Annotated in this window: 24 protein-coding genes; 17 read left to right on the top strand and 7 right to left on the bottom strand. The window is 72.5% G+C overall.

The genetic code is table 11. The features are described 5' to 3' along the window. The first annotated feature begins 16 nt into the window (after positions 1 to 16). The 3 genes from EJF31_RS17920 (at position 17) to EJF31_RS17910 (ending at position 3,399) form a co-directional block, all read left to right on the top strand. Positions 17 to 1,981: an NAD-binding protein gene (locus EJF31_RS17920; protein ID WP_185736340.1), complete on the top strand. Its 1,965-nt coding sequence runs from the start codon at positions 17 to 19 to the stop codon at positions 1,979 to 1,981. A gap of 169 nt (positions 1,982 to 2,150) precedes the next feature. Further along, positions 2,151 to 2,726 (top strand): histidine phosphatase family protein, encoded by a 576-nt coding sequence (locus tag EJF31_RS17915; RefSeq protein WP_125038542.1) that lies wholly within the window; start codon positions 2,151 to 2,153, stop codon positions 2,724 to 2,726. Between the two features lie 31 nt (positions 2,727 to 2,757). Next, positions 2,758 to 3,399, top strand: coding sequence for a DUF6758 family protein (locus tag EJF31_RS17910; protein ID WP_125038541.1), 642 nt, complete (start codon positions 2,758 to 2,760; stop codon positions 3,397 to 3,399). Between the two features lie 6 nt (positions 3,400 to 3,405). Here the strand turns inward: EJF31_RS17910 and EJF31_RS17905 are convergent, their stop codons facing one another. Then, complete coding sequence (locus tag EJF31_RS17905) at positions 3,406 to 4,218, bottom strand: alpha/beta fold hydrolase (protein WP_125038540.1); 813 nt, start codon at positions 4,216 to 4,218, stop codon at positions 3,406 to 3,408. 63 nt (positions 4,219 to 4,281) lie between these two features. Between EJF31_RS17905 and EJF31_RS17900 the strand changes: the two genes are divergently transcribed. Both EJF31_RS17900 and EJF31_RS17895 read left to right on the top strand, forming a co-directional pair. Further along, the gene (locus tag EJF31_RS17900) at positions 4,282 to 5,172 is read left to right on the top strand and encodes a PHP domain-containing protein (protein WP_125038539.1); all 891 of its coding nucleotides are present in this window, start codon (positions 4,282 to 4,284) and stop codon (positions 5,170 to 5,172) included. A gap of 5 nt (positions 5,173 to 5,177) precedes the next feature. Then, positions 5,178 to 5,786, top strand: a complete 609-nt coding sequence (locus tag EJF31_RS17895) for a MarC family protein (RefSeq protein ID WP_373994734.1) — start codon at positions 5,178 to 5,180, stop codon at positions 5,784 to 5,786. Positions 5,787 to 5,888: 102 nt separating this feature from the next. Here EJF31_RS17895 and EJF31_RS17890 read toward each other — a convergent pair whose 3' ends face one another. Both EJF31_RS17890 and EJF31_RS17885 read right to left on the bottom strand, forming a co-directional pair. Then, positions 5,889 to 6,497 (bottom strand): sigma-70 family RNA polymerase sigma factor, encoded by a 609-nt coding sequence (locus EJF31_RS17890; protein WP_125038537.1) that lies wholly within the window; start codon positions 6,495 to 6,497, stop codon positions 5,889 to 5,891. Between the two features lie 49 nt (positions 6,498 to 6,546). Further along, a complete protein-coding gene (locus tag EJF31_RS17885; RefSeq protein ID WP_125038536.1) occupies positions 6,547 to 8,115 on the bottom strand; it encodes a hypothetical protein in 1,569 nt (522 codons plus the stop codon). 79 nt (positions 8,116 to 8,194) lie between these two features. Between EJF31_RS17885 and EJF31_RS17880 the strand changes: the two genes are divergently transcribed. Further along, positions 8,195 to 11,152, top strand: a complete 2,958-nt coding sequence (locus EJF31_RS17880) for a penicillin acylase family protein (protein ID WP_125038535.1) — start codon at positions 8,195 to 8,197, stop codon at positions 11,150 to 11,152. 123 nt (positions 11,153 to 11,275) lie between these two features. Here the strand turns inward: EJF31_RS17880 and EJF31_RS17875 are convergent, their stop codons facing one another. After that, the gene (locus EJF31_RS17875; RefSeq protein ID WP_125038534.1) at positions 11,276 to 12,055 is read right to left on the bottom strand and encodes an SDR family oxidoreductase; all 780 of its coding nucleotides are present in this window, start codon (positions 12,053 to 12,055) and stop codon (positions 11,276 to 11,278) included. Positions 12,056 to 12,116: 61 nt separating this feature from the next. Here EJF31_RS17875 and EJF31_RS17870 point away from each other — a divergent pair, with 61 nt between their 5' ends. Next, positions 12,117 to 12,941, top strand: a complete 825-nt coding sequence (locus EJF31_RS17870) for a ParA family protein (protein ID WP_125038533.1) — start codon at positions 12,117 to 12,119, stop codon at positions 12,939 to 12,941. 4 nt (positions 12,942 to 12,945) lie between these two features. After that, entirely contained in the window at positions 12,946 to 13,617 is a 672-nt protein-coding gene (locus EJF31_RS17865; RefSeq protein ID WP_125038532.1) for a L,D-transpeptidase family protein, read from the top strand. 72 nt (positions 13,618 to 13,689) lie between these two features. Here the strand turns inward: EJF31_RS17865 and EJF31_RS17860 are convergent, their stop codons facing one another. Further along, positions 13,690 to 15,075: a DEAD/DEAH box helicase gene (locus EJF31_RS17860; RefSeq protein WP_260430943.1), complete on the bottom strand. Its 1,386-nt coding sequence runs from the start codon at positions 15,073 to 15,075 to the stop codon at positions 13,690 to 13,692. 297 nt (positions 15,076 to 15,372) lie between these two features. Here EJF31_RS17860 and EJF31_RS17855 point away from each other — a divergent pair, with 297 nt between their 5' ends. Continuing rightward, positions 15,373 to 16,086 carry a ferritin-like fold-containing protein gene (locus EJF31_RS17855; protein WP_125038531.1) on the top strand — a complete coding sequence of 238 codons (714 nt, stop codon included), beginning with the start codon at positions 15,373 to 15,375 and terminating at the stop codon, positions 16,084 to 16,086. A gap of 6 nt (positions 16,087 to 16,092) precedes the next feature. On the opposite strand, the gene EJF31_RS17850 is transcribed toward EJF31_RS17855, so the two are convergent. Together EJF31_RS17850 and EJF31_RS17845 are read right to left on the bottom strand one after the other, a co-directional pair. Continuing rightward, entirely contained in the window at positions 16,093 to 16,314 is a 222-nt protein-coding gene (locus EJF31_RS17850) for a DUF3107 domain-containing protein (RefSeq protein WP_125038530.1), read from the bottom strand. Between the two features lie 74 nt (positions 16,315 to 16,388). Beyond that, positions 16,389 to 17,021 (bottom strand): TetR/AcrR family transcriptional regulator, encoded by a 633-nt coding sequence (locus tag EJF31_RS17845; RefSeq protein ID WP_373994733.1) that lies wholly within the window; start codon positions 17,019 to 17,021, stop codon positions 16,389 to 16,391. 229 nt (positions 17,022 to 17,250) lie between these two features. On the opposite strand from EJF31_RS17845, the gene moeZ reads away from it, so the two are divergent. The 8 genes from moeZ to EJF31_RS17805 all read left to right on the top strand — a co-directional run bounded on the left by moeZ (position 17,251) and on the right by EJF31_RS17805 (position 24,648). After that, entirely contained in the window at positions 17,251 to 18,468 is a 1,218-nt protein-coding gene (gene moeZ / locus EJF31_RS17840; RefSeq protein ID WP_125038529.1) for an adenylyltransferase/sulfurtransferase MoeZ, read from the top strand. Between the two features lie 170 nt (positions 18,469 to 18,638). Next, positions 18,639 to 19,538 (top strand): hypothetical protein, encoded by a 900-nt coding sequence (locus tag EJF31_RS17835; protein ID WP_125038528.1) that lies wholly within the window; start codon positions 18,639 to 18,641, stop codon positions 19,536 to 19,538. 114 nt (positions 19,539 to 19,652) lie between these two features. Then, positions 19,653 to 20,522 carry a hypothetical protein gene (locus EJF31_RS17830; protein WP_185736358.1) on the top strand — a complete coding sequence of 290 codons (870 nt, stop codon included), beginning with the start codon at positions 19,653 to 19,655 and terminating at the stop codon, positions 20,520 to 20,522. Between the two features lie 119 nt (positions 20,523 to 20,641). Continuing rightward, entirely contained in the window at positions 20,642 to 21,391 is a 750-nt protein-coding gene (locus tag EJF31_RS17825) for a DUF4129 domain-containing protein (RefSeq protein ID WP_125038527.1), read from the top strand. Continuing rightward, positions 21,388 to 21,858 (top strand): hypothetical protein, encoded by a 471-nt coding sequence (locus EJF31_RS17820; protein WP_125038526.1) that lies wholly within the window; start codon positions 21,388 to 21,390, stop codon positions 21,856 to 21,858. The genes EJF31_RS17825 and EJF31_RS17820 overlap by 4 nt, the downstream gene beginning before the upstream one ends. Continuing rightward, a complete protein-coding gene (locus tag EJF31_RS17815) occupies positions 21,855 to 22,832 on the top strand; it encodes a MoxR family ATPase (protein WP_221767651.1) in 978 nt (325 codons plus the stop codon). Before EJF31_RS17820 ends, EJF31_RS17815 begins: the two co-directional genes overlap by 4 nt. Further along, positions 22,829 to 24,127: a DUF58 domain-containing protein gene (locus tag EJF31_RS17810; RefSeq protein WP_125038525.1), complete on the top strand. Its 1,299-nt coding sequence runs from the start codon at positions 22,829 to 22,831 to the stop codon at positions 24,125 to 24,127. The genes EJF31_RS17815 and EJF31_RS17810 overlap by 4 nt, the downstream gene beginning before the upstream one ends. Beyond that, positions 24,124 to 24,648 (top strand): hypothetical protein, encoded by a 525-nt coding sequence (locus EJF31_RS17805; protein WP_125038524.1) that lies wholly within the window; start codon positions 24,124 to 24,126, stop codon positions 24,646 to 24,648. Before EJF31_RS17810 ends, EJF31_RS17805 begins: the two co-directional genes overlap by 4 nt. Positions 24,649 to 24,652 lie beyond the last annotated feature (4 nt).

Genomic DNA, 24,652 nt, shown 5'->3' with positions numbered 1-24,652 from the left:
TTCACAAGGAGGACGGATGGCGCGCACCGGCCAGCAGCTGCGACAGCGGACCACGAGGGCGATGGCGGAGGGCGGCACCACCTCCACGAAGCCTGCCGCGGCGAAGGTGGCTCCAGCCGAGCACCGCTTCGGGGACCGGGCCCGCTACTGGTTCGACAACTCGATGGCCAAGGGCACGCCCGCGCTGATCGCCTGGCTCTCGGTGATCACCCTGGTGCTGATCCTCGTGTTCACCGTCCTGACCACGATCTTCCGGCTCCGGTCGACCGACGTGACCGGCAACGGGTTCTTCCACGAGCTCTTCTACAGCCTGCTGCACGCGCTCGACCCCGGCTACATCGGCGGCGACGTCGGGTCCTGGCCGTTCCTGCTGTGGATGCTGCTGCTCACCCTCGGCGGGCTCTTCATCGTCAGCGCGCTGATCGGTGTGATCGCCACCGGCATCGACGCCAAGCTCGCCGACCTGCGGCGCGGCCGCTCGATCGTCCTCGAGCAGGACCACACGGTCGTCCTCGGCTGGTCGGACTCGGTCTTCACGATCATCCGCGAGCTCACGCTGGCCAACGAGAGCCGGCGGAAGCCGGTGATCGTCGTCCTCGCCGACCGCGACAAGGTCGAGATGGAGGACGAGATCGCGGCCAAGGTCCCCGACCTCCGCGGCACCCGGATCATCTGCCGGTCCGGCTCGCCGATGGACATCGACGACCTCGCCCTGAGCAGCCACACCACGGCCCGCTCGGTGATCCTGCTGGCGCCGGAGTCCGAGGACCCGGACGCCGAGGTCATCAAGACCCTGCTCGCGCTGACGCACGCCGGGCCGGAGGGGCCGCGGATCGTCGCCGAGATCCGCAACCCCCGCAACCTCGAGGCCGCGCGGCTCGTCGGTGCCGACCGCACGGTCCTGCTCGACATCCGGGAGACGGTCGCCAAGCTGGTCGTCCAGACGTCGCGGCAGTCGGGCGCGGCCGCGGTCTACGTCGAGCTGTTCGACTACGACGGGGACGAGATCTACTTCCTGGACGAGCACGACCTCGCGGGATCGACGTACGGCTCGGCGCAGCTGGCCTTCGAGAACGCCTCGATCATCGGCATGATCGACGGCGGCGTCGCCAAGCTGAACCCGCACCCCGACACCCTCATCGACCGCCAGACGCTGATCGTGGTGGCCGAGGACGACTCCGCGCTCGAGGGCCAGGCGTCCTCGCTCGCCCAGCCCGACCTCGCGCTGCTCGGCACCGAGGAGGGCCGCGACGAGCACCCCACGAGCGCCTTGCTGATCGGCTGGAACGAGCGCGCCCCGATCGTGCTGCGCGAGCTCGACCACTACGCGCCCGCCGGGTCGACCCTCACCCTGCTGACCGCTCTGGGCAACCCGGAGATCCCCGAGCTGCGCAACCTCCACGTCCACGTCGTGCACGGCCAGACCACCGACCGGGCGACGCTCGCCCAGCACGTCGTCGAGGGCCTCGACCAGGTCATCGTGCTCTGCTACTCCGACGACCTCGGGGTCCAGGCCGCCGACGCCCGGACCCTCGTGACGCTGCTGCACGTGCGCGACATCCTCGGAAAGTTCGAGACGTTCACGCCGGTCGTCAGCGAGATGCTCGACGACCGCAACCGCGTGCTGGCCCAGGTCGCGCACGTCGACGACGTCGTCGTCAGCGGCGAGATCGTCAGCCTCCTGGTCACCCAGCTCTCCGAGGACCAGCGCCTGGAGTCGGTGTTCAGCGAGCTGCTCGGCAACGAGGGCAGCGAGATCTACCTGCGCCCCGCCGAGTGGTACGTCCAGCCCGGCCACGAGGTCACCTTCGCCACCATCGTCGCCGGTGCCGTACGCCGCAACGAGACCGCGATCGGCTACCGCTCGATGTCGCTGGCCTCCGACCCGGGCACGGACTTCGGGGTGAAGGTCAACCCCGCCAAGTCCGACGTGTTCCGCGTGCAGCCGGGCGACCGCGTGGTCGTGCTCGCCGACGACTAGGTCGAGTCTGCGCAACTGCTGGGTCTGGGTTCCTACGTGCGCAGGATCATCATTTCGGGGGTCTCGGTGATGATCGTGCGCACTCCGGCGGTCGGAATCACCGGTTAACCGGTGATTCCGACGTTGTGGGGCGCACCCATCGGCCCGGCAGCACCCCTAGGCTCGCGGCATGGTCGACATCTTCGGCGACGACGCCGTCTGGCTGGTCCGGCACGGCGAGACCGAGTGGAGCCGCTCGGGGCGGCACACCTCGACGACGGACCTGCCCCTGCTGCCCGAGGGCGAGGAGGTCGCGCGGGGGCTGGCGGCGCGGCTGGCCGACGTACCGTTCACGCTCACGCTGACCAGTCCCCGTCAGCGGGCGCGGGTGACCGCGGAGCTCGCGGGGCACGGGGACGCCGAGGTCGACGAGGACCTGGTGGAGTGGGACTACGGCGACTACGAGGGCGTGACGACCGAGGAGATCCGCCGGACGGTGCCGGGCTGGACGATCTGGACCGGGACCTGCCCGGGCGGCGAGAGCGCGGAGCACGTCGCGGCGCGCCTCGACCGGGTCGTCGCGCGGGCCCGAGCGGCGACCGGCCCGGTGCTGCTGTTCGCCCACGGCCACGCGCTGCGGGCCCTGACGGCGCGCTGGCTGGGCCTGCCGGTCTCCGACGGGCGACTCTTCCGCCTCGACACCGCGACCGTGTCGGTGCTCGGCTTCGAGCGGGAGTCGCCCGTGGTGCTGCGCTGGAACTCTTGACGTTTCGTTGCAGCACTTGGACCGTGGACGCATGGCGCTCGCGCCCGGCTGCCCGCGTTGCTCGACCCCCGTGGCCCACGGGGGGGAGGGCGTCGGCTGGTCCTGCCCGGACCACGGCCTGATCTCGCCGCTCTGGCGCCCCCCGGAAGCGTCGTACGACGCCTTCGCCGACCACCTGCGCGCCTCGCCGTCGTTTCCGACCTACCTGCCGTGGCCGATGAGCCCGGGCTGGACGGTCAGCGACTTCGCGGTCGTGGGCGACGGGCCGGACCGGACGGCGGCGACGCTCACGGTCACCTGCGGCACCAGCGAGCTCGACGGTCCGGTCGAGATGATCGTGGTGGCCGAGGAGGCCGGGACCGGCCTGGGCTCCCGCGCCGCCGGGACGGTGCACGACGACCCGGGGGCCGACATCGCCGACGGCCCGCCGTCGGTGAAGGTGCGCATCGACAACCAGGTGGTGCCGCTGTGGCCGGTCTCGATCAGCACGGCGGGCGGCGAGTTCGACCGGTCGGTCGTCGCCGGCGAGGCCGCCGGCCGGTGGCTCTGGATCGTGCTGCGGCCGGCCTCGGCGGTGCTGCTGCTGCAGGACGACTGGATCCTGCGGGACGTGTCGGGGCTGGGGCCGCCCCTGCTGGAGATGCCGTTCGGGGGCCCGGCGCCCCTGTGGTGAAGCCGCTCAGTCCTCGGTGTCCCCCGGGTCGAGGAAGCGGGTGAGCACCCGCAGCCACGGCTCCACGGCCTCGAGGTGCACGTCGTGCCCGGCGCCGGCGATCACGGCCACCTCGGTCTCGGGACGCAGCGCGCACATGCTCTCGACCTGCCGGTCCGGCAGCGAGCCGTGCTCGCCCCGCACCAGCAGTGTCGGGGCGTGCACCTGCGACCACTCCTCGAGGTGCTCCCGCTCGTGCACGTGGGTCAGCGCGCGGGTCAGGGTGACCGGGTCCCATTGGGGCCACAACCCGTCCGCCCGCTCGTCGAGCCCGTCGGCCCAGACCTCGGCGACCATCCGGGTGGTCTTGAAGAACGCCAGGAACTCGTCGCGGTCGGCGAACGGCACCGGCCAGGACGCCAGCCAGTCGCCCACCGACGAGGTGGCGGCGGGGGAGTCGCCCCCGAGGCCGCCCTCGACCATGACCAGCCGGTCCACCCGCTCGGGGTGCGCGGCCGCGAGCAGCATGGCCGTGTGGGCACCCATCGACTGCCCGACGACCGGCACGGTGTCGACGTCGAGGTGGTCCAGGACCGCGACCACGTCCTCGACGTACGCCGCCCGGCTGACGTCGTCGGGCCGTCGGGTGCTGCTGCCGTGGCCGCGCTGCTCGACCGACACGACGCACCACTCGTCGCGCAGCGCCTCGATCGTGGCGCCCCACTCGCGCGCGTAGCCCGCCAGCCCGTGCAACAGCACGATGATCGGCTTGTCCTCGGCCGTGTCGTAGTACCAGATCTCCGCGTCGGGCCGTTCGACCCGACCCCATCCGGCGCTCATGCACGGAGTCTGGCAGTCCTCGTGGAATCGGGGGCGGAACCCCTCCGGATCTAGAGTTCTCGGGTGCGCATCGACCTCCACACCCACTCGCGGGCCAGCGACGGCACGCAGTCGCCGGAGGAGCTCGTGCACGCGGCGGTGGCGGCCGGCATCGACGTGCTCGGCATCACCGACCACGACAGTGCCGAGGGCTGGGCCGCCGCGTCCGCCGCGGCCGAGCGGACCGGCCTCCAGCTGGTGCGCGGCATGGAGATCAGCACCCGCCACGACGGCCACGGGGTGCACCTGCTGGCCTACCTTCCCGACCCGACGCACCCCGAGCTCGTCAGCGAGCTCGACCAGGTCCTCGAGGGCCGGAGCTCCCGCGTGCCGGCCATGGTCGCCCGGCTGCGGTCGCTCGACATCGACATCACCGAGGACGACGTACGCCGTGCCTCGGGCCACTCCGCGGCCGCCGGCCGCCCCCACGTCGCCGACGCGCTGGTCACCCTCGGCGTGGTTGCCGACCGCGACGAGGCCTTCGCCCGCTTCCTGGACCGCGGCCGCCCCGCCCACGCCAACCGCTACGCCTCGCCGCTGCGCACGATGATCCGCGTGGTCGCCGAGGCCGGGGGCGTCACCGTCATCGCCCACCCGTGGGGCCGGCACGGCCAGGAGCGCCCCGACGAGGCGGCCCTCGCCGAGCTCGCCGCGCTGGGCCTCGCAGGCATCGAGGTCGACCACCAGGACCACGGGCCGCGCAGCCGCGACAAGCTGCGCGCCATCGCCCGCAACCTCGGCCTGGTCGCGACCGGGTCGAGCGACCACCACGGCGCCGGGAAGGTCGACCACGAGCTCGGCTGCAACACCACCGACCCCGAGCAGTACGCCGCCCTCCTCACCCGCATCGACGCGGCCGCGGCCGCCTCGTCCCGCACCGCCCCCCTCGTGATCAACCGGGAGAACAACCTGTGAACGGCATCGTCGACGGCGTCCTGCTCACCGAGGTCTTCGTGACGCTGTTCGTCATCATGGACCCGGTCGGCACCGTGCCGATCTTCCTGTCGCTGACCGCCGGGCGCTCGACGGCCGTCTCGCGCCGCGCGGCCTGGCAGGCCGTGGCCGTGTCCTTCTTCGTCATCGCGGTCTTCGCGTTCTTCGGCCAGCAGATCCTGGAGTACCTCGGCATCTCGCTGCCCGCGCTGCAGTGCGCCGGCGGCCTGCTGCTGCTCCTGGTCGCGCTCGAGCTGCTGACCGGCAACGAGCAGGAGCCCACGGCCGCGGTCGGCACCAACGTCGCCCTGGTCCCGCTCGGCACGCCGCTGCTGGCCGGCCCGGGCGCGATCGTGGCCACGATGGTCTTCTCCCGGCAGGTCCACTCGTTCCCCGACTTCGCCGCCGTCGCCCTCGGTGTCGTGCTGGTGCACGTCTGCCTGTGGGCGGCGATGCGCTACTCGTTGCCGATCCTGCGGTTGATCCGCGAGAGCGGCGTCCTGCTGGTGACCCGGATCGCGGGTCTGCTGCTGTCCGCGATCGCGGTCCAGCTCGTGGCCGACGCGGTCCGCGCGTTCATCGCCGGCCAGGGCTGAGCACGTGAGAGGGCTGTTGGGGGCACTCTCAGGGGCGTGACAGGGCGCTCGCGCTGCACGGATCGCCCGCTCAGGCCCCCGAGAGTGCCTGCAAGTGCCCGCTCACGCGACCGAGAGTGCCTGCAAGTGCCCACTCACCTTGCGGCGGATCCGCTGGAGCGCGTTGTCGACCGTCTTCGCGCCGCGGTCGAGCCGGCCCGCGATGTCGCGGTAGCCGACGCCGTCGAGCTGGAGGCGCAACACCTCGACCTCGAGGTCGGAGAGCAGGCCGCGGACCTGCCGGCGCAGGTCGTGCAGCCCCTCGGTCGCGACGACGTGCTCGGCCGGGTCGGCCAGCGCCGGGGCCGGCAGCGTCTCCCCGAGCGTGCGGTCGTCGTCGCCCGTGGGGGCGTGCAGGGGGACGTAGGCGTTGAGCGCCGCGTGCTTGTGCCGGGTCGCGGCGCGGACGGCGCTGACGACCTGGCGCCCCACGCAGACCTCCGCGAAGGCGCGGAAGGACGCACCCGCCCCCGGGTCGAAGTCGCGGACGGCCTGGAAGAGCCCGATCATCGCCTCCTGCACCAGGTCGTCGTGGTCGGCCCCGATGAGGAAGTAGGCGCGGGCCCGGCGTCGGGCCAGCGTCTCGTGGCGCCGCAGCAGGGCGTCGAGCGCCGGCTCGTCACCGGCCTGGGCGCGGGCGGCGAGCTCCTCGTCGGTCTCGGGGCGCGGCACACCGGCCCAACGAGGCCGTCGGGAAAAGGTGACGCGCTGTCAGGTTTGGTCAGGGCGTGTCGCGGACGGCGACCAGCCCGCCCAGCACCCCGACGTACGCCGTCCCGTCGGGGCCGAGCGTGATCGGCGCGTAGTTGTTGTTGTAGCCGAGGCCCACGCCCGTGAAGCGCGACCAGACGCGCCGGCCGGTGCGCAGGTCCAGGGCGGTGAGGTACCACGGGTCCTCGCCGCCGGCCGCGGGCTCGCCGTCGACGTACTGCACCTCGTCGGCGGCCGGGTGCTCGTAGACGTAGACCAGCCCGGTCGCGGCCGAGGCCTTGCTGACGCTGGAGGGCACCCGGACCTCGTCGTTGGTCCAGCGCTTGCGGCAGGTGCCGCGCGCGTAGTCGACGTCGATCCGGGTCACGCCCGGCACGGTGGTGGGGGTGTTGCGGGCGGGGTCGCCGGAGGGCGGGTTCTGCTCCGGGCCGGTGTAGCCGTAGTTGTTCTCGACAACGATCGCGTCGCCGATCGCGATGAGGGAGTTGTCGGTGTCGCCCCGGTGCCGCGGGAAGACCGGGACCGAGCAGACCGGCCGGGGGCCGGTGTCGCGCGGCCCGGCGCGGAAGACCAGCACGTGCATCCGGGGGTCGGCGTTGTCGGTGATGGCCACGAAGCGGTGGCCGTCGCGCCGGACGAGCGTCGGCGTGGTGCCCGACCCGACCTGGCTCTGGCCGGGCTTCTGGCGGTGGCCGGCGTCGTACGGCTTGCGCCAGGTGACGTGCGGCGTCGGCGACGTGGTGCCGCGGCGGGCCTCGAAGCGGTAGAGCGCCTTGTCCGACACGACGAACACGCCGCCGGTCTCGTCGACGGCGATCGAGTTGCCGATCGTCTCGCCGGGCAACTGCCGGGCCCGGGTCGCGCCGGAGTCGGGGTCGATCACGCCGACCACCCCGGAGCCGGTGACGTACCAGATCCGGCCCGCCCAGTCGGGCAGGGCGGAGAGGATGAGGGAGTCGCCGACCTGCGCGGACACGTCGTACTGCTTCGCCAGCGCGAGCGTGGGGGAGTCGGGGTCGCCGGTCTCCTCGATCACGTCGATGGTGCCGTCCGAGGTCGGTACGACGACCCGGTCCCGGTCGTCGAGGTAGAAGTAGCCGCCCCCGCCGAAGGCCGTGAACGGGTGCTCGGCCGACGATGCCGGCCGCGGCGGCAGCGGGTAGTCGGCGATGACGTCGAGGGTGTCGGGGTCCAGGAGCCGCAGGTCGACGGTGGCGAGCCCGACGCAGACGGTCAGCAGCCGGCCGCGCGCGTCGAAGGTCACCGACGCGCACTCCTGGGTGAACAGCGTCGAGGTGACGCTCGGGTCGTGGCCCAGCGGGCCGGGCGTCCAGCCGGCGTCGGACTGGTAGGCGTCGTCGTGCAGGTTGCTGCGGTCGTTGCGCGCCATGTGGGGATGGCGGGGCGCGAAGCGGGCGCCGGCGACCGGGTGCGCGGGCCGGGGCGCCCCGAGGAACGGCACGACGCTGGAGGCGCCGGGATCCTGCGGGATCGGCACGGCCGGGACCGTCGGCGCGGACGCGGCGGGGGAGGCGACCGCCAGTGCGGCGACGGCGACGGTGGCGAGGATGCGGCGCATGGGGACTCCTTCGCCGGCGGCCGTGGATTTCCTCCCGGCCAGTGGAAGGAAATGCCGCGGACGCGGCGAAGAACTCCGCATGCGCCGGTCCCTCGTCGTCCTCAGCTCCCTGCTCAGCGCCGCCACGGCCGCTTGCCTGATCGGCGCGCCCACCTCGGCGTCCACCGTCAGTGAGCCCGCGGCCCGACATGCCCCGGCGCCCGACTACGGCACCGTCCTCAACATCCTGCCGCCCGGCGCCGATGGCAACGTCGACGCCCAGACCCTGGCCTCGCTCGGGCCCGGGCAGGCTGGCGGCGACCCGACCTCGCTGCTGTCCGGGCTGGCCAACCCGCAGGCGTTCTTCACGACTGCCACGCCGACCAACCCACCGCACTTCGCCGACCAGCTCGAGCAGTACGACGCCCTCAACGCCACCGACCCGGCGGGCCTGACCGACGCGAAGCTGCCGCTCTACTTCAAGGACGCGCGACTCGGCGTCGACCCGGACGACGTGGTCCGCACCGAGACTCCGCGGCCCGGCGTCACGATCCGCTGGGACAAGGACGGCGTCCCGCACATCACCGGGAAGACCGACGCCGACCTCGCCTACGGCGCGGGCGTCGCCAACATCGAGACCCGGATGTTCCTCACCGACGTGCTGCGCCACACCGGCGCGGCCACCATGGCGCAGTTCGTCGGCCCCACCGACGCCGACATCGCCCAGGACGCCGCCCAGCTCGCGGTGGCGCCGTACCGCCCCGCCCAGCTGGAGCGCCAGATCTCCAACCTCGTCAAGCGCTCGCCCGAGGCGGCCCGGCTGGTGCACGCCCTCGACGCCTACATCGCCGGCATGAACGCCGAGCAGGACACGCTCTGCCCCGCGAGCACCGCCAGCGTGCCGCTGCCGGGCGCGCTCGGCATGGGCTACGGCGAGCACTGCCCGGTGGAGTACGCCGCGCTGCAGCGCCCGCCGGCGCCCTACACGCGCGCCGACATCGTCTCGATCGCCTCCCTCGTCGGCGGCATCTTCGGCACCGGCGGCGGCGGGCAGTACACCAACGCGATCTGGCTCCAGCAGCTCCAGGAGAAGTACGGCGACGCCGCCGGCCGCCGGATGTACGACGACCTCCGCGAGAAGAACGACCCGGAGGCGCCGGTGACCTCGCCGGTGCGGGCGCCGTACGGCGGGAGCGGCGGCGTGCGGCCGGGGCTGCCCGGCGTGGCGCTGCCCGACCTGCACCCGAAGGCCCAGCAGCTCGGCACCGGCGCGATCGTCAACCCAGACGGGTCGCTGTCCGAGCCGCCGCCCGGCGCGGCCGGCAACCAGGGCAACGCCAGCACCACCGACCCGAAGCCGACCCCGGCCCACCAGCACCTGATGCAGACCTACGGCGTCGACCCGGCCGCGGAGGCCCACCAGATCCACGGCAGCCTCGAGCGGGCGATGGAGGGCGAGCTGGTCGGGATGAGCAACGCGCTCATCGTCGACGCGGCGCACTCGGCCGGCCATCACCCGACGGCGGTCTTCGGCCCGCAGACCGGCTACTACGCCCCGCAGCTGCTGATGGAGGAGGAGCTGCACGGCCCCCACACCCGGGCGCGCGGGGTCGCCTTCGCCGGCACCAACTTCGTGGTCGAGATCGGCCGCGGCGTCGACTACGCCTGGTCGGCCACCTCGCCCTACACCGACATCACCGACACCGTGGTCCAGCGGCTGTGCAACGTCGACGGCAGCAGGCCGACCGTCGACTCGACGGGCTACGTCTCGCGCGGGAAGTGCCGCCCGATGGTCAACTACGAGCACACCGAGACCGGGCTGCCCTCGCTGGCCGCGCAGGGGTCGCCGCAGCAGGTCTCCTTCCTGGTGCTGCGCACCGACCACGGCATCGTCAGGCTCCGCACCACGCTGGACGGCAAGCCGGTGGCGATCGTGCGGCAGCGGTCGACGTACATGCACGAGGCGGACTCCGTGCTGGGGTTCATCCACCTCGACGACCCCTCGCGGGTGCGCGACGCGCAGAGCTTCATGAAGGCCGCCTCGGGGATCCAGTACACCTTCAACTGGTTCTACGTCGACGACCGCGACATCGCCTACTACTCCTCGGCGCGGCTCCCGAAGCGGGCGCCGGGCACCGACCTCGACCTGCCGCGCTGGGGCTCGCCGCGCTACGACTGGCGGGGCTATGAGCCGTTCGCGGCCCACCCGCACGTGGTCAACCCGGCGCAGGGCTACCTCGCCAACTGGAACAACAAGCTCGCACCCGGCTTCTCCTCATCCTCCCAGATCTGGGGCGACGGTCCGGTCTACCGCGCGCTGACGCTCATCGACCGGGTCAAGGCGCTGCTCAAGGCCGGCAAGCCCGTACGCCGGAGCGACCTGGTCGGCGCGATGATCGACTCCGCGACCGTCGACCTGCGTGGCGCCTATGTCCTGCCCTACGTGCTCAAGGTGCTCGGCACGCCCGACGACCCGCAGGACGCCGCGGCGGTGCGGGCGATGCGCGCCTGGGTCGCCGGGGGAGCGCACCGGGTCGACCGTGACCGCGCCGGTGGTTACGACCACCAGGCCGCGATCGACGTCTTCGACACGTGGTGGAACCCCGACGACATCGGGGCCTCCTGCTCGCCCGACTGCGGCTTCGCGTTGCCGAAAGACGCGCTGCGCCACGGCCTCGGTGCCTACGTCGACGCCCTCCCCGAACCGCTCGACGACCACCCGCGCGAGCGCATCGGGTCGGCGTTCAACGGCATCAGCTGGTACGGCTACCTCAACAAGGACCTGCGCGCCACCCTCGGCCTGCCCGTCCGCGGCGACTACTCACGCAGCTACTGCGGCACCCTCGCGCAGTGCCGGACCGCCCTGCGCGCCTCGCTGCACCGGGCCGTGCAGGCCGCGCTGGACACCCAGGGCGTCTCGTCGGTCGCCGACCTGACCTACGACAAGTCGCTCGACGACATCGTGTCGGTCTCCGGTGGCGTCGTCGGCGTACGCCGGATCGACTGGCAGAACCGCCCGACCTTCCAGCAGGTGGTGCAGTTCACGGGTCATCGGTGACCGGGGGTCGGCGGTCGGGATCGCCGGTTGACCGGTGATCCCGGACGTTCTGGAGGGTTGCAACCCTCCAGAACGTCCGGCAGTGCCCGGTCGGTGTGACGGCTGAGGCGGGTGGGGTTCGCGCTACTTGCGGCCGAGGGTCTGGAACCGCTGCAGCAGCCGGTTGGGCACCAGCCGGGCCGCGGTCGCGATGACCTTGTACTGCGCGCTCGGGATGGAGTAGGCGCGCCCTTTGGCGTGGTCGTCGAGCGCCGCCTCGACCAGCTCGTCGGCGTCGAGCCACATGAAGTCGGGGGCCGAGCCGCGCGAGACGTCCATCCGCTCGTGGAACTCCGTCTTGGTGAAGCCCGGGCAGAGCGCGGTGACCGTGATGCCCTCGTCGCGGTACTCGTTGTGGGCCCACTCGCTGAAGGAGTTCACCCACGCCTTGGCCGCGCTGTAGCTGCCGCGCGGCAGGAAGGCCGCCACGCTCGAGACGTTGATGATGCCGCCGCGCCGGCGCTCGGACATCGCCCCGAGTGCCGCGTGGCTCAGCCGCAGCACGGCCGTGACCAGCACGTCGAGCATCGCGTTCTCCTCCTCGACGGTGTTGTCGCGGAAGCGCTTCTTCAGGCCGAAGCCGGCGTTGTTGACCAGCAGGTCCACCGGCCGGTCCCGGTCGGCGAGCCGGGCCTCGACCGTGGCGAGCTCGGCCCGGTCGACCAGGTCGGCGGGGAGCACCTCCACCGCGACGCCGTACGTCGACCGCAGCTCGCCGGCCACGGCCTCCAGGCGGGCCTTGTCGCGGGCGACCAGGACCAGGTCGTGGCCGCGGCGGGCCAGCTGGACGGCGAAGGAGTGGCCGATCCCGGCCGTCGCTCCGGTGATCAGGGCGGTCGCGGGGGAGGAGGCGTTCGAAGACATGCGTGTCAGCAAACAGGTGTCGTCGCGTTCTCGGCAACCCGGTCCGGCATGATATGCACCAATGACCACGACACTCGCGATCGCCAACCAGAAGGGCGGCGTCGCCAAGACCACCACGGTGGCCTCCCTGGGGGCTGCCCTGGCCGAGATGGGCCACAAGGTCCTCCTGGTCGACCTCGACCCCCAGGCCTGCCTGACCTTCAGCCTCGGCATCGACCCCGAGGACCTCGAGCTGTCGGTGCACCACGTGCTGACCAAGGGCCTGGACCCGCTCGAGGTGATCATCGAGACCGACGACGGCGTCGACCTCCTGCCGGCGACGATCGAGCTCGCCCGCGCGGAGTCCGACCTGCTCACCCGCACCGGGCGCGAGCACGTCATCAAGTCGGCCCTCGAGTCCCTCGAGGAGGAGCTGGCCGAGGACGGCAACGCCTATGACTGGGTGCTGCTGGACTGCCCGCCCTCCCTCGGCGTGCTCACGGTCGCGGCGCTCACCGCCGCCCAGGGCGTGCTCGTGCCGCTGCAGTGCGAGACGCTCTCGCACCGCGGCGTCGGCCAGCTGCTCGACACCGTCCACGACGTACGCCGCTTCACCAACCGCAAGCTCGAGGTCTGGGGCGTGCTGCCGACGCTGTACGACGGCCGCACCAACCACGCCCGCACCGTCCTGGAGACGATCAGCGAGACCTACGACCTCGAGGTCATCGAGCCGCCGATCCCCAAGACGATCAAGTTCGCCGAGGCGCCCGCGGCCGGCCGCTCGATCCTCGCGACCAGCCGCAGCAACAAGGGGGCCGTCGCCTACCGGGAGGTGGCCGCCAACTTGGTGGCCCGCTCCCAGCGGCCGCGCAAGAAGGCCGCGCCGAAGAAGAAGGCCAAGGCCTGAGCCGATGAGCCGACACCAGCACCAGGTCCGGCCGCGCTACGGGCGGATCGCGGTGCTGTTCTCCTCGGTGTCGGTCACCTTCGTGGCGGCGCTCGGCGGGGTCGGCGTGCTGCCGTCCGCTGCCGGGGCCCCGCAGGCCTCCGGGGCGATCCTCGAGGTCGCCCACCAGGCCGCCCGGGCCGCGCAGGTCACCCCGCAGGACCCCGGCGTGACCTCGACCGGCAAGCCGGCGCCCGACGAGACCGCACGGCACGCGCGGCAGCTGCGCGACACCGCGCTGCCGCAGGACTCGGGGTCCGGCAAGCGCGTGGTCTTCAGCGAGAGCCGCCAGCGGGTGTGGCTGGTCGACGGCGGCCACGACGTCGTCCGCACCTACCTCGTCTCCGGCAGCCTCACCGACAACCTCGACCCCGGCACCTACGAGGTCTTCTCCCGCTCGGAGCAGGCGTGGGGCATCGACGACTCCGGCACGATGAAGTACTTCGTCCGGTTCGCCCACGGCGACAACGCCGCGATCGGCTTCCACGACATCCCGATCGACGACGGCAAGCTCGTGCAGACCCCCGCCCAGCTCGGCACCCCCCAGTCGCACGGCTGCGTGCGCCAGCTCCGGGCCGACGCGATCGCGCTGTGGAAGTTCGCGCCCCTCGGCACCACCGTCGTCGTCACCCCCTGACGCCCCGACGCGGCCCGGACACAGCACGACCCCGCCGCGGACGAGTCCGGGACGGGGTCGGGTGCTGGACGGTCAGGCGTTGTCCGCGGCGGGAGCGCTCGACCCGCCGGTGCCGCCCGAGGAGCGACGGCGGCGACGGTTGCGGCTGGCGCCGGTGCGCTCGCCACCCTCGGTTGTGGCCTCGGCCTTGGCCTCGGGGGCCGCGCCGGCCTCGGCGACGACCTCACCGGACCGCGAGCGGGTCCGGCTGCGGTTGCGGTTGCGCGCCGGCCGGTCACCCGAGGAGCGCTCCGGGCGGTCGCCACGGTCCTCGCGGGGCTTGCGCTCCACCGGGGCGGCGTCGACGATGCGGCCCTTGGTGCCCGGCGGGATGCCCTGGTCGTGGAAGAGGTGCTCGGAGGTCGAGTAGGTCTCCTGCGGCTCGTCGAAGGGCAGGTCGAGCGTCTTGTTGATCATCTTCCAGCGGTGCAGGTCCGCCCAGTCGACGAAGGTGATCGCGGTGCCCGTCGCGCCGGCGCGGCCGGTGCGGCCGATCCGGTGGACGTAGGTCTTGTCGTCCTCGGGGCAGGTGTAGTTGATGACGTGCGAGACGCCGGCGACGTCGATGCCGCGGGCGGCGACGTCGGTGGCGACCAGGACGCGGATCTTGTCCTCGCGGAACTTCGCGAGGGCCTTCTCACGGGCGACCTGGGCCATGTCGCCGTGCAGCGGGCTGGCGAGGAAGCCGCGCTCGGACAGGTCGTCGGCGACCCGCTGCGACTGGCGCTTGGTGCGGGTGAAGACGATGACCTTGCCGGCGTCCTCGGCCTGCAGGACGCGGCCGATGATCTCGGGCTTGTCGAGGTCGTGGGCCTGGTAGATGAACTGCGCGGTCGCCGGCACCATCGTGGTGTCGTACGACGACTCGGCGCGGATGTTCATCGGGTGCCGCATGTGGGTGCGGGCCAGCGTGACGATGGCGGAGGGCATGGTGGCCGAGAACAGCATCGTCTGCCGGGTCTCGGGGGTCATCGACAGCAGCTTCTGGACGTCGGGCAGGAAGCCGAGGTCCAGCATCTCGTCGGCCTCGTCGAGGACCAGCGCGTGCACGTGGGAGAGGTCCAGGGCGCGGCGGTTGGCCAGGTCGATCAGGCGGCCGGGCGTGCCGACGACGATGTCGACGCCGTCCTTGAGCGTGTCGAGCTGGGTGTCGTAGCCGACGCCGCCGTACACGGTGAGGACGCGTAGGCCCATGTCCTTGCTGGCGAGGTGGAGGTCGTTGGAGACCTGGAGCGCGAGCTCGCGGGTCGGGGCGACGATCAGCGCCTGCGGCTTGCCCTGGGGCATGTCGGCGTAGGCCGGGTCGTGCGGCGCGATGCTGCGCTGCAGGACCGGGATGCCGAAGGCGAGGGTCTTGCCGGTGCCGGTGCGGGCCTGACCGATCAGGTCGGTGCCCAGCAGGGCGACGGAGAGGGTCATCTCCTGGATGGCGAAGGGGGTGGTGATGCCGGCGCGCTCGAGCGCGTCGCAAATCTCGGGGAGGACCCCGAGCTCTCGGAACGTGGTCAGTGTCTTGGTCGCTTTCGTGAGTTCAGCCGGGTTCAGCCGAGGAAGATTCGGATGCGGCGGACTCGAAGGCAACGATCACTCGGGATCACGGAGTATCTCAGCGGGTCTGCCGCGCACATACAGGTCGAGATGACCGCACTCGGTCGGACTGGTTCTGAGCGCGGGCGCGGCACTCGATCACGGCGAGTCTATCGGTAGGGTCGGTGCATGACTGAATCGACTGGCGGCACCGTCGACCCCGACGGCCCGCTGGCCTTCGAGGACCCCGACTACCGCGAGGCCGTCGTCGACCTGCTCGGCGCGATCGCCTACGGAGAGATCTCGGCCTTCGAGCGCCTCGCCGAGGACGCCAGGCTCGCCCCGACGCTCGAGGACAAGGTCGCGATCGTGACCATGGCGACCGCGGAGTTCGCCCACGTCGCCCCGCTGCGGGAGCGGCTCGAGTCCCTCGGCGCGGACCCCTTCGCCGCGATGGCGCCGTTCCGCAGCGCGATCGACCTCTTCCACGCGCACACGGCCCCCTCCGACTGGTTCGAGGGCCTGATCAAGGCGTACGTCGGCGACGGCATGGCCAACGACTTCTACCGCGAGATCGCGGCCTACCTGGATGCCGAGACGCGCGACCTCGTGGTCGCGACGCTCGAGGACGGCGGGCACTCCCGCTTCGTCGTCGACCGGGTCCGGGCCGCCATCGTCGCGGACCACCGGCTCGGTGGCCGTCTCGCCCTGTGGGGCCGCCGGCTGATGGGGGAGGCCCTCACCCAGGCCCAGCGGGTGGCCGCCGAGCGCGACGCGCTGTCGGCGCTGCTCGCCGGTGGCGTGGACCGGCCCGGGCTCGACCTGGCCGCGATCGGGCGGATGTTCGCCCGGATCACCGAGCGGCACGCCGAGCGGATGGCCGAGCTCGGGCTGGACTCCTAGGAGCGACTAGCTCCTGAAGCCGACCTGGCCCGCGACGCCGCCACCGATCTCGACGTAGGCGATCTTCGAGGCGGAGACCATCACCTTGCGGTGCTTGCTGTCGGTGATGGCGAGGACGCCGCCGGAGGCGACGGCCTCGGTGACGAGCTTCTCGACGTTCTCGGCCGTCTCGTCGGTCTCGAAGACGAGTTCGCGGGGGGCGTGCTGGACGCCGATCTTGACCTCCATGGGGGGCCTCCTCAGTCAGGGGTTCAGTCAGGGGTGCGTGCAGGGACGGTGCGGGTGGCGGGAGCGGTCGGCGCTCAGTGGTCGAGCGGGTAGCCCCGGATGCCGCGCCAGGCGAGGCCGGCGACGAGGGCCGCCGCGTCGGACTTGCCGATGCCGCCGGCGTCGGTCAGCCAGAACCGCGCGCTGACCTGGGCCATTCCCACCAGCGACACGGCGAGCAGGCGGGACGCCTCGTCGGGCAGCCCGGTGTCGTCGTGGATGACGTGGGCGATCATCGCCGCGCACTCGGTGGTGACCCGCTCGACCTGCTCGCGCACGGCCGGCTCGTTGGTCAGGTCGGACTCGAAGACCAGGCGGAACGCGCCGGTGTCGCCGGCGACGTACTCGAAGAACGCCTCCATGGTCGCCGCGACGCGCAGCTTGTTGTCGTGGGTGGACTCCAGGGCCGCTCGGCAGTTGTCGATGATCGTGTCGCACGAGGCGTCGAGCAGCGCGAGGTAGAGGTCGAGCTTGCCCGGGAAGTGCTGGTAGAGCACCGGCTTCGAGACGCCCGCGCGCTCGGCGATGTCGTCCATGGCAGCGGCGTGGAAGCCCTGCGCGACGAACACCTCGAGGGCGGACTCGAGCAGCTGCACCCGGCGCTCGCGGCGGGGCATCCGGCCGCCCCGGGGCCGGGCCTCGGTGGCGTCGTGCTGGCCTGCGCTCAACTCATGCTCCTCGACCACGGCTGGTGACTCGATGTGGTGACCCGGATGCCGGTAGCACCCGCGAACAGGCAGCCTACCCGCCAGTTGTGTCCGTCCGGATGACGGGACGTGGGCGTGGCGGGACGCCGCGGCCGGGGAACATGGAGGGGACCGGTGACGTTGTGCGAGGGCAACCTCCGCACGACCCGATTCCCCACCAGTCACCCATGCAACCAACGAGGAGCCTGCAGTGTCCTTCCCCGCTCTCGTGGAGCCGGCCGCCGAGCTGACCATCGACGAGGTACGCCGCTACAGCCGCCACCTGATCATCCCCGACGTGGGCATGACCGGGCAGAAGCGCCTGAAGAACGCGAAGGTCCTCGTGATCGGCGCCGGCGGCCTCGGCAGCCCGGCCCTGCTCTACCTCGCGGCCGCCGGTGTCGGCACGATCGGCATCGCGGAGTTCGACGAGGTCGACGAGTCCAACCTGCAGCGCCAGATCATCCACGGCCAGTCCGACATCGGCCGGCCCAAGGCGGAGTCGGCGCGCGACTCGATCCGTGAGGCCAACCCCTACGTCGACGTCGTGGTGCACAACGAGCGCCTCGACAACGACAACGTGCTGCAGGTCTTCGAGGGCTACGACCTCATCGTCGACGGCACCGACAACTTCGCCACGCGCTACATGGTCAACGACGCGGCGTACTTCCTGAAGATCCCCTACGTCTGGGGCTCGATCTACCGCTTCGACGGCCAGGCGTCGGTCTTCTGGCCGCACGCCGAGGACGAGAACGGCCAGTCGGTCGACGCGCCCTGCTACCGCTGCCTCTACCCCGAGCCCCCGCCGCCGGGCATGGTCCCCAGCTGCGCCGAGGGCGGCGTGCTCGGTGTCCTGTGCGCGAGCATCGGCTCGATCCAGGTCAACGAGGCGATCAAGGTCATCACCGGCATCGGCGACCCGATCGTCGGCAAGCTGATGATCTACGACGCCCTCGAGATGGAGTACCGCAAGCTCAAGGTCCGCAAGGACCCCAACTGCGCGCTCTGCGGCGACAACGCGACCGTCACCGGGCTCATCGACTACGAGACCTTCTGCGGCGCGATCTCCGACGACGCCGCCGAGGCGGCCGCCGGGTCGACGATCTCGGTCGTCCAGCTCGAGCACATGCTCAAGGAGCGGTCCGAGGGCACCCGTGACTTCGTGCTGGTCGACGTGCGCGAGCCCAACGAGTACGAGATCAACCAGATCCCGGGCTCCGTGCTGATCCCCAAGGGCGACTTCCTCAACGGCTCCGCCCTGGAGAAGCTGCCCAGCGACAAGCAGATCGTCATGCACTGCAAGACGGGTGTGCGCTCGGCCGAGACGCTCGCGATCGTCAAGGGCGCCGGCTACAGCGACGCCGTGCACGTCGGTGGCGGCGTCGTGGCCTGGGTCAACCAGATCGACCCGAGCCAGCCGTCGTACTGAGCCCTCGGCGGGCGCTCATGGGCGCTCGCTGAGCGCTGCTGGACCCCAGCGCGGGCGTAGTCAGAATTGACTACGTCCGCGTAACCCGGTCGGGTGGTGTGTCGTTGAGTCCTACGACACTCGCCGTCGGCGACCCCTGGTCCCGACGCCTATCGGGAGGGAACCACCCCATGACCGTTGGATCGAAGTCCCGTCGCCTCGGCGGCGCGCTGGCCGTGCTCGGCTCGGCCGTCCTCTCCGCCGCCCTCGTCGCCGCCCCGCCGGCCGAGGCCAAGGTGCGCCAGGTCGGAGCCACCACCGCGTGGGCGCCCGCCGCCACCGCCCTGATCCACCCCGGCACGATGATGTACACCGACGGCGCCCAGTGCACCGCCAACTTCGTCTACACCGACGGCGCCGCCAACGTGTACGTCGGCTACGCGGCCCACTGCGCGGGCCTCGGCTCGGCCACCGACACCAACGGCTGCCTCAACGACTCCGTCCCGCTCGGCACGAAGGTCGACTTCTCCAACGACGGCTCGCTCCTCGACGAGGGCACCATCGTCGGCCACGGCACGCTCGTCTACTCCTCGTGGATCACCGAGCACCAGATCGGCACCACCGACGCCAACACCTGCGCCTACAACGACCTGGCGCTGGTCAAGGTCGACGCGGCCGACGTCGCCAAGGTCAACCCCTCGGTCCCGTTCTGGGGCGGCCCGACCGGCATCGACACCGACGGCACCGCCGCCGGCGACGACCTGTGGACCTACGGCAACTCCAGCCTCCGTGCCGGCCTCTCGCCGCTGTCGCCGCACCGCGGCGTGAGCCTCGGCGACGACCCGGCCGACGGCGGCTGGTCGCACCCGCTCTACTCCGTGACCCCGGGCATCCCCGGTGACTCGGGCTCGGGCTTCATGTCCGCCGGCGGCAAGGCCGTCGGCACGCTCTCCACGATCGGCCTGGCCCCGCTGCCGGCGTCGAACAACATCGGTGACCTGGCCAAGGAGCTGGCGTTCGCGCAGGCGCACTCCGGCATCTCCGGCCTCACCCTCGTGAACGGCACCGAGCCGTTCGCGCCCGTTCTCTGATCCAGGGAAGCCTCTGATCCAGGGGGAGCAGAACCCCGGCCGACCTCGGCCGGTCTCACAGAAATGACGGTCCCGTCCGCGTAGCCGGACGGGACCGTCGTTCGTTGGGTGACCATGCGACCTTCCCGGATCCTCGCCACGGCCGTGGGCGTGCTCGCCCTCCTCCTCGCCCTCCTCTCGACCGCTGCCCCCGCCACCGCGGGGAAGTTGCACCGCGAGACGAAGTGGGCGCCCTCAGCCACGGCGCCGATCCACCCGGGCACCCAGATGTTCACCGCCGGTGCCCAGTGCACCGCCAACTTCGTCTTCACCGACGCCGTCGGTGACGTGTACGTCGGCTACGCCGCGCACTGCGCCGGCAAGGGCGGCCAGACCGACACCAACGGCTGCACCACCGACTCGGTGCCGCTCGGCACCCCGGTCCGGTTCGCCAACGGGGCCACCGTCGCCACCAGCGGCACGACCGTGGGCCACGGCACCCTCGCCTACAGCTCGTGGACCACGATGCACCGCGTCCCGGGTGCCGGCGCCAACGCCTGCGCCTACAACGACCTCGCCCTGGTGAAGGTCGACGCCGCCGACGTCGGCAAGGTCAACCCGTCGGTGCCGTTCTGGGGCGGCCCGGTGGGCCTGTCGACCGGCGGCCTGCCCGCGGGGACGCAGACCTATTCGTGGGGCCAGTCCAGCCTGCGACCCGACGACACGCTCTCGCCCAAGACCGGCCTGTCCCTCGGCGGGTCCGGCGGCGGCTGGAGCTGGGACGTCTACACCGCGACGCCCGGCATCCCCGGCGACTCCGGCAGCGGCTTCCTCGATGCCACCGGCCGGGCCGTCGGTGTCCTCTCCACCGTGGCGATCGCGCCGCTCGCCGGCTCCAACGGGCTCGGCGACCTCGCGAAGGAGCTCGCCTACGCCCAGGCCCACTCGGGGATCGCGGGGCTGCGGCTGACGCCCGGCACCAAGCCGTTCAGCCCCCCGGCCTGACCCCTCCTGAGCGGCCGGCTCCGGGACCGCTCCGGGCTCCCGGGGCCGGCACTTCCCCCGCCGGAAGTGTTAGCCGCACGTGATCAGTTTCGGGTCGAACCCTGTGTAGGTTCCTCGCCATGGGGGCCCGACGAACGACGGCGACCGCGGTCTCGGCCGTGGTCGGGTGCGTGCTGCTCGTCGCCGTGCTGGTCACCTGGGCCGCCACGATCGGGCCCGGCGACGTGCTCACCGGCGACGGCCCGGCGACCCACCGGGTGACGGCCACTCAGTCCTCCGAGCTGGAGTCGCTCAGCGGCAGCCCGACCGCCACGGCGACCAACCCGGTGCAGCGGCACGACGTGAACCCCGTCGCCCGGACGATCGGCTCGGCGCTGCTCAGCGTCTTCCTCGTCTCCGTCGTCGTCGGCTTCGTCCTGCTCGTGGGGTTCGCCCTCAAGAGCCTGTACGACGAGTGGCAGGTCCGCCGCCGGCCCCCGGCGGACGTCCTGCAGGCCGACTTCGACGTGCTCGAGACGCCCCGGCTCGTGGAGGAGGAGATCCGGCGCGACGCCGAGCGGCAGCGGGCGCTGCTCCTGGACGGCGAGCCGCGCAACGCGATCGTGGCGTGCTGGCACCGCTTCGAGGTCCAGGCCGGCGAGGTCGGGCTGCGCCGTCGGGACTGGGAGACGTCCTCGGAGTTCACCCTCCGGGTCCTCGACCTGGTGGTGGCCGGATCCCACGACGTGGCCCGGCTGGCCGCGCTCTACCGCGAGGCGCGCTTCTCCGACCACCCCCTGCGCGAGGTGGACCGCGACGAGGCGCTGCAGGCCCTGGACGCTTTGCACGCCGAGCTCCGGTCGCGTCACCCCGTGGGCGGCCGCCCGTGAACCGTCGCTGGTGGGGACGCGTGGCGATCGCCGTGACCCTGTTCGCCGTGCTCCAGGTGGTCTTCACCGTCGTCGACTTCGAACCGCACGCGCTGCGCCTGGGGCTGCTGGTCGCGCTGTGCGTGGCCGCGGCCGGGCTGGTCCGCGACACGCTCGGCGACAGCGGCCCGGGCTGGGACGTCCGTCCGGTCCGCCCGATGGTGCCCCCGGGCGCCGACCACCGGCTGTCGTCGTACGTCCGCCTGGTCGAGGGACACCTGACCTCCGCGACCGTCGACCGCGGTCTCCAGCTCCGGCTCGCCGCGCTGTGCGACGAGCGCCTGCTGCGCCGGCACGGCCTGCGGCGCACCGACCCCGCCGCCGAGCAGCTGCTCGGCACCGACCTGCTGCGCGACCTGGCCGCGCCACCGACCCGGCTCGCCCGGGCCCGGATCGAGGACTACCTGAAGAGAATCGAGGAGCTGTGACGGACATCAAGGTGGCCGAGACGACCCGGCTGGCGGGCGAGGTGCTCGACCGCGTCGGGACCGCCGTCGTCGGCAAGCGGGAGCCGCTGATGCTGGTGATGGCGGCGATCCTGGCCAAGGGGCACGTGCTGCTGGAGGACTTCCCGGGCCTGGGCAAGACGCTGGCGGCCCGGTCCTTCGCGCAGGCACTGGGACTCGACTTCGCGCGCGCCCAGTTCACCCCCGACCTGCTGCCCGCGGACCTCACCGGCTCGTTCCTCTACGACCAGCGCGAGGGCACCTTCGACTTCCGCAAGGGGCCACTGTTCACCGGGCTGCTGCTGGCCGACGAGATCAACCGGACGCCGCCCAAGACCCAGTCCGCGCTCCTCGAGGCGATGCAGGAGCGACAGGTCACCATCGAGGGCGAGACCTTCGCCCTGCCCGCGCCGTTCCACGTCCTCGCGACCGCCAACCCGATCGAGTACGAAGGCACCTACCCGCTGCCCGAGGCCCAGCTCGACCGGTTCCTGGTGCGGATCAGCTTCGGCTACCCCACCAGCAACGAGGAGTACGACGTCGTGCAGCGTCGCCTCGAGCGCCGGCGCGAGGAGATCGTGCTGCAGCCGGCCACCGACGCGGCCGGCCTCCTCGCGATGCAGGAGGCGGTGGAGACGGTGCGCGTCGACGAGAGCGTCGGCCGCTACTGCGTCGAGCTCGCGACCGCGACCCGCACCCACCCCGACGTGCTGACCGGGTCGTCCCCGCGTGGCTCGCTGGCGCTGGTGCTCATGGGGCGCGCCTTCGCCGTCCTGCGCGGGCGCGACTACCTGGTGCCCGAGGACGTGAAGGCAGTCGCCACCTCCGTGCTGTCGCACCGGATCACTGTCAAGCCCGAGCTCTGGATGACGGAGGCGAGCGGCAAGCGGGTGGTCACCGAGGTGCTGCGCCAGGTGGCGACCCCCACGACCCTCGAGGGCAGTCGGCGCCCATGACCGGATGGCGGGTCAGCGCGGCCCTGAGCCGGGCCCTGTCCCTGGCGGGGATCGGCCTCGCGTCCGCGGTGCTCTTCGGGGAGCCGGCGCTGATGGTGATGACGGCGCCGTTCCTGGTGTTCGGCGCGCTCGGGCTGCTGGGACGGCCGAGCGCGGTGCCGCGCTTCGACAGCCGGCTGGACCACAGCGTCCTGCACGAGGGACAGGGCACCAGGTCCCGGCTCACGCTCGAGCACCCCGCCGCGCTGGAGAGCGTCACCCGGGTCGTGTCCGGCGTCCCGTACGTCGCCGTGCGCCCCGCCGGCGGGATGGTCGCCCGCCGCGTCAGTGCCGACGAGCGGGAGCTCGCGGTCCTCGAGGTGAGCCCGCGTCGCTGGGGCCGGCGACCGCTCGGCAACGAGCACGTCATGGTCACCAGCAGCTGGGCGGGCTACCGGCTCGGACCCGTCGAGGTCGTGGGCGGCCAGCTCGAGGTGCTCCCGGTGCGGGCACCCTTCGACTCCCGCGCCGAGGCACCCCAGCCGATCGGTCTCGTCGGCGCGCACCGGAGCCGGCGGCTGGGCGACGGCAGCGAGTTCGCCTCGATCCGCCCCTTCCACGCAGGCGACCGCCTGCGCCGCATCAACTGGCGGGTCTCGTTGCGCACCGGCGACCTGCACGTCGTCACCGCCCGGGGCGAGGAGGACGCCGGCGTACTGCTGCTCCTCGACGCGCTCGCCGACCACGGGATCTCCCGCGGGGTCGACGGACCCGCAAGCAGCCTTGACGTCTCGGTCCGGGCGGCCGCGGCACTGGCCGAGCACTACGTCCGCACCGGGGACCGCGTCGGCCTGCGGGTCGTCGGCGGCACCGGGGCCTCGATCACCGCGGCCGCCGGGCGCGGCCACCTGCGGCGCATCCAGTCACGGCTCGCCCAGCTCTACGCGGCGGAGCCGCGCGTCCTCTCCTCCGAGCGCTTCCAGCTCGGCGTCGCCCCCGGCACGGTCGTGATCGTGCTGTCCCCGATGCTCACCGACCTGATGGGCACGATCACCGGCATGCTGGTGCGCCGCGGCCTGCCGGTCCTCGTGATCGACACCCTGCCCGGCGAGCTGGCCCCGTCGGTGATCGAGGGGACCGACCCGGTGATCGCCGACCTGGCCTGGCGGATGCGGCTGCTCGAGCGCGAGGAGGTGCTCGCCCGGCTCTCCTCGATGGGCTGCCCGGTCGTGCCGTGGAGCGGACCCGGCACCCTCGACGACGTGCTGCGCCGGCTGGCCCGGCGCTCCCAGCTTCCCCAGGTGCGTGCCCGATGATCGACGACGTCCGGGCACTCCTGCGCCGCTGGTCCCTAGGCCAGTGGGTCCTGCGGGCGACGATGGCGCTGGCCCCGGTGCTGGCGCTGGCGGCGACGGGACTCGCGGGCACGGCCCCGCGCGCCCTGCTCGTGGTCCTCGTCGCGGCCCTGTCCGTGACCTACGCCGGCCTGCCGGAGGGCCCGTTCGGCACCACGGCGATGGGGCTCGTCGTGGTCTGGTGGGGCTTCGGCCTCCGCGACGGGCTGCAGCCGGCCTGCCTGCTGGCCGCGGCCCTCCTGCTCGCCGCACACGTCGCCGGCCTCCTCGTGGCCTACGGACCCGACGCGCTGCCGGTCGACCGCGGGCTGCTGCTCCTGTGGCTGCGCCGGTCGGGGCTGGCCCTGCTGCTCGCGCCGTCGCTCTACGTGCTGGCCGTGCTGGTCCGCGGCCACGAGGCGCCCGGGGTCTGGGTCGTCGGCCTCGCCGCGGCCCTGGTCGCCGTGCTCGTCGCCACCGTGGCCTTCACGGGCCAGGAATGAGGGA

The sequence above is a fragment of the Nocardioides sp. LS1 genome, assembly GCF_003865225.1.
GTDB lineage: Bacteria > Actinomycetota > Actinomycetes > Propionibacteriales > Nocardioidaceae > Nocardioides > Nocardioides ginsengisegetis.
This window is presented reverse-complemented; position numbering and strand designations above follow the sequence as displayed.

Coding starts and splice junctions, on each gene's coding strand:
- EJF31_RS17920 (WP_185736340.1), top strand. CDS start 17: ATGGCGCGCACCGGCCAGCAGCTGCGACAGCGGACCACGAGGGCGATG.
- EJF31_RS17915 (WP_125038542.1), top strand. CDS start 2,151: ATGGTCGACATCTTCGGCGACGACGCCGTCTGGCTGGTCCGGCACGGC.
- EJF31_RS17910 (WP_125038541.1), top strand. CDS start 2,758: ATGGCGCTCGCGCCCGGCTGCCCGCGTTGCTCGACCCCCGTGGCCCAC.
- EJF31_RS17905 (WP_125038540.1), bottom strand. CDS start 4,218: ATGAGCGCCGGATGGGGTCGGGTCGAACGGCCCGACGCGGAGATCTGG.
- EJF31_RS17885 (WP_125038536.1), bottom strand. CDS start 8,115: ATGCGCCGCATCCTCGCCACCGTCGCCGTCGCCGCACTGGCGGTCGCC.
- EJF31_RS17880 (WP_125038535.1), top strand. CDS start 8,195: ATGCGCCGGTCCCTCGTCGTCCTCAGCTCCCTGCTCAGCGCCGCCACG.
- EJF31_RS17875 (WP_125038534.1), bottom strand. CDS start 12,055: ATGTCTTCGAACGCCTCCTCCCCCGCGACCGCCCTGATCACCGGAGCG.
- EJF31_RS17870 (WP_125038533.1), top strand. CDS start 12,117: ATGACCACGACACTCGCGATCGCCAACCAGAAGGGCGGCGTCGCCAAG.
- EJF31_RS17865 (WP_125038532.1), top strand. CDS start 12,946: ATGAGCCGACACCAGCACCAGGTCCGGCCGCGCTACGGGCGGATCGCG.
- EJF31_RS17860 (WP_260430943.1), bottom strand. CDS start 15,075: ATGACCCTCTCCGTCGCCCTGCTGGGCACCGACCTGATCGGTCAGGCC.
- EJF31_RS17855 (WP_125038531.1), top strand. CDS start 15,373: ATGACTGAATCGACTGGCGGCACCGTCGACCCCGACGGCCCGCTGGCC.
- EJF31_RS17850 (WP_125038530.1), bottom strand. CDS start 16,314: ATGGAGGTCAAGATCGGCGTCCAGCACGCCCCCCGCGAACTCGTCTTC.
- EJF31_RS17835 (WP_125038528.1), top strand. CDS start 18,639: ATGACCGTTGGATCGAAGTCCCGTCGCCTCGGCGGCGCGCTGGCCGTG.
- EJF31_RS17830 (WP_185736358.1), top strand. CDS start 19,653: ATGCGACCTTCCCGGATCCTCGCCACGGCCGTGGGCGTGCTCGCCCTC.
- EJF31_RS17825 (WP_125038527.1), top strand. CDS start 20,642: ATGGGGGCCCGACGAACGACGGCGACCGCGGTCTCGGCCGTGGTCGGG.
- EJF31_RS17810 (WP_125038525.1), top strand. CDS start 22,829: ATGACCGGATGGCGGGTCAGCGCGGCCCTGAGCCGGGCCCTGTCCCTG.
- EJF31_RS17805 (WP_125038524.1), top strand. CDS start 24,124: ATGATCGACGACGTCCGGGCACTCCTGCGCCGCTGGTCCCTAGGCCAG.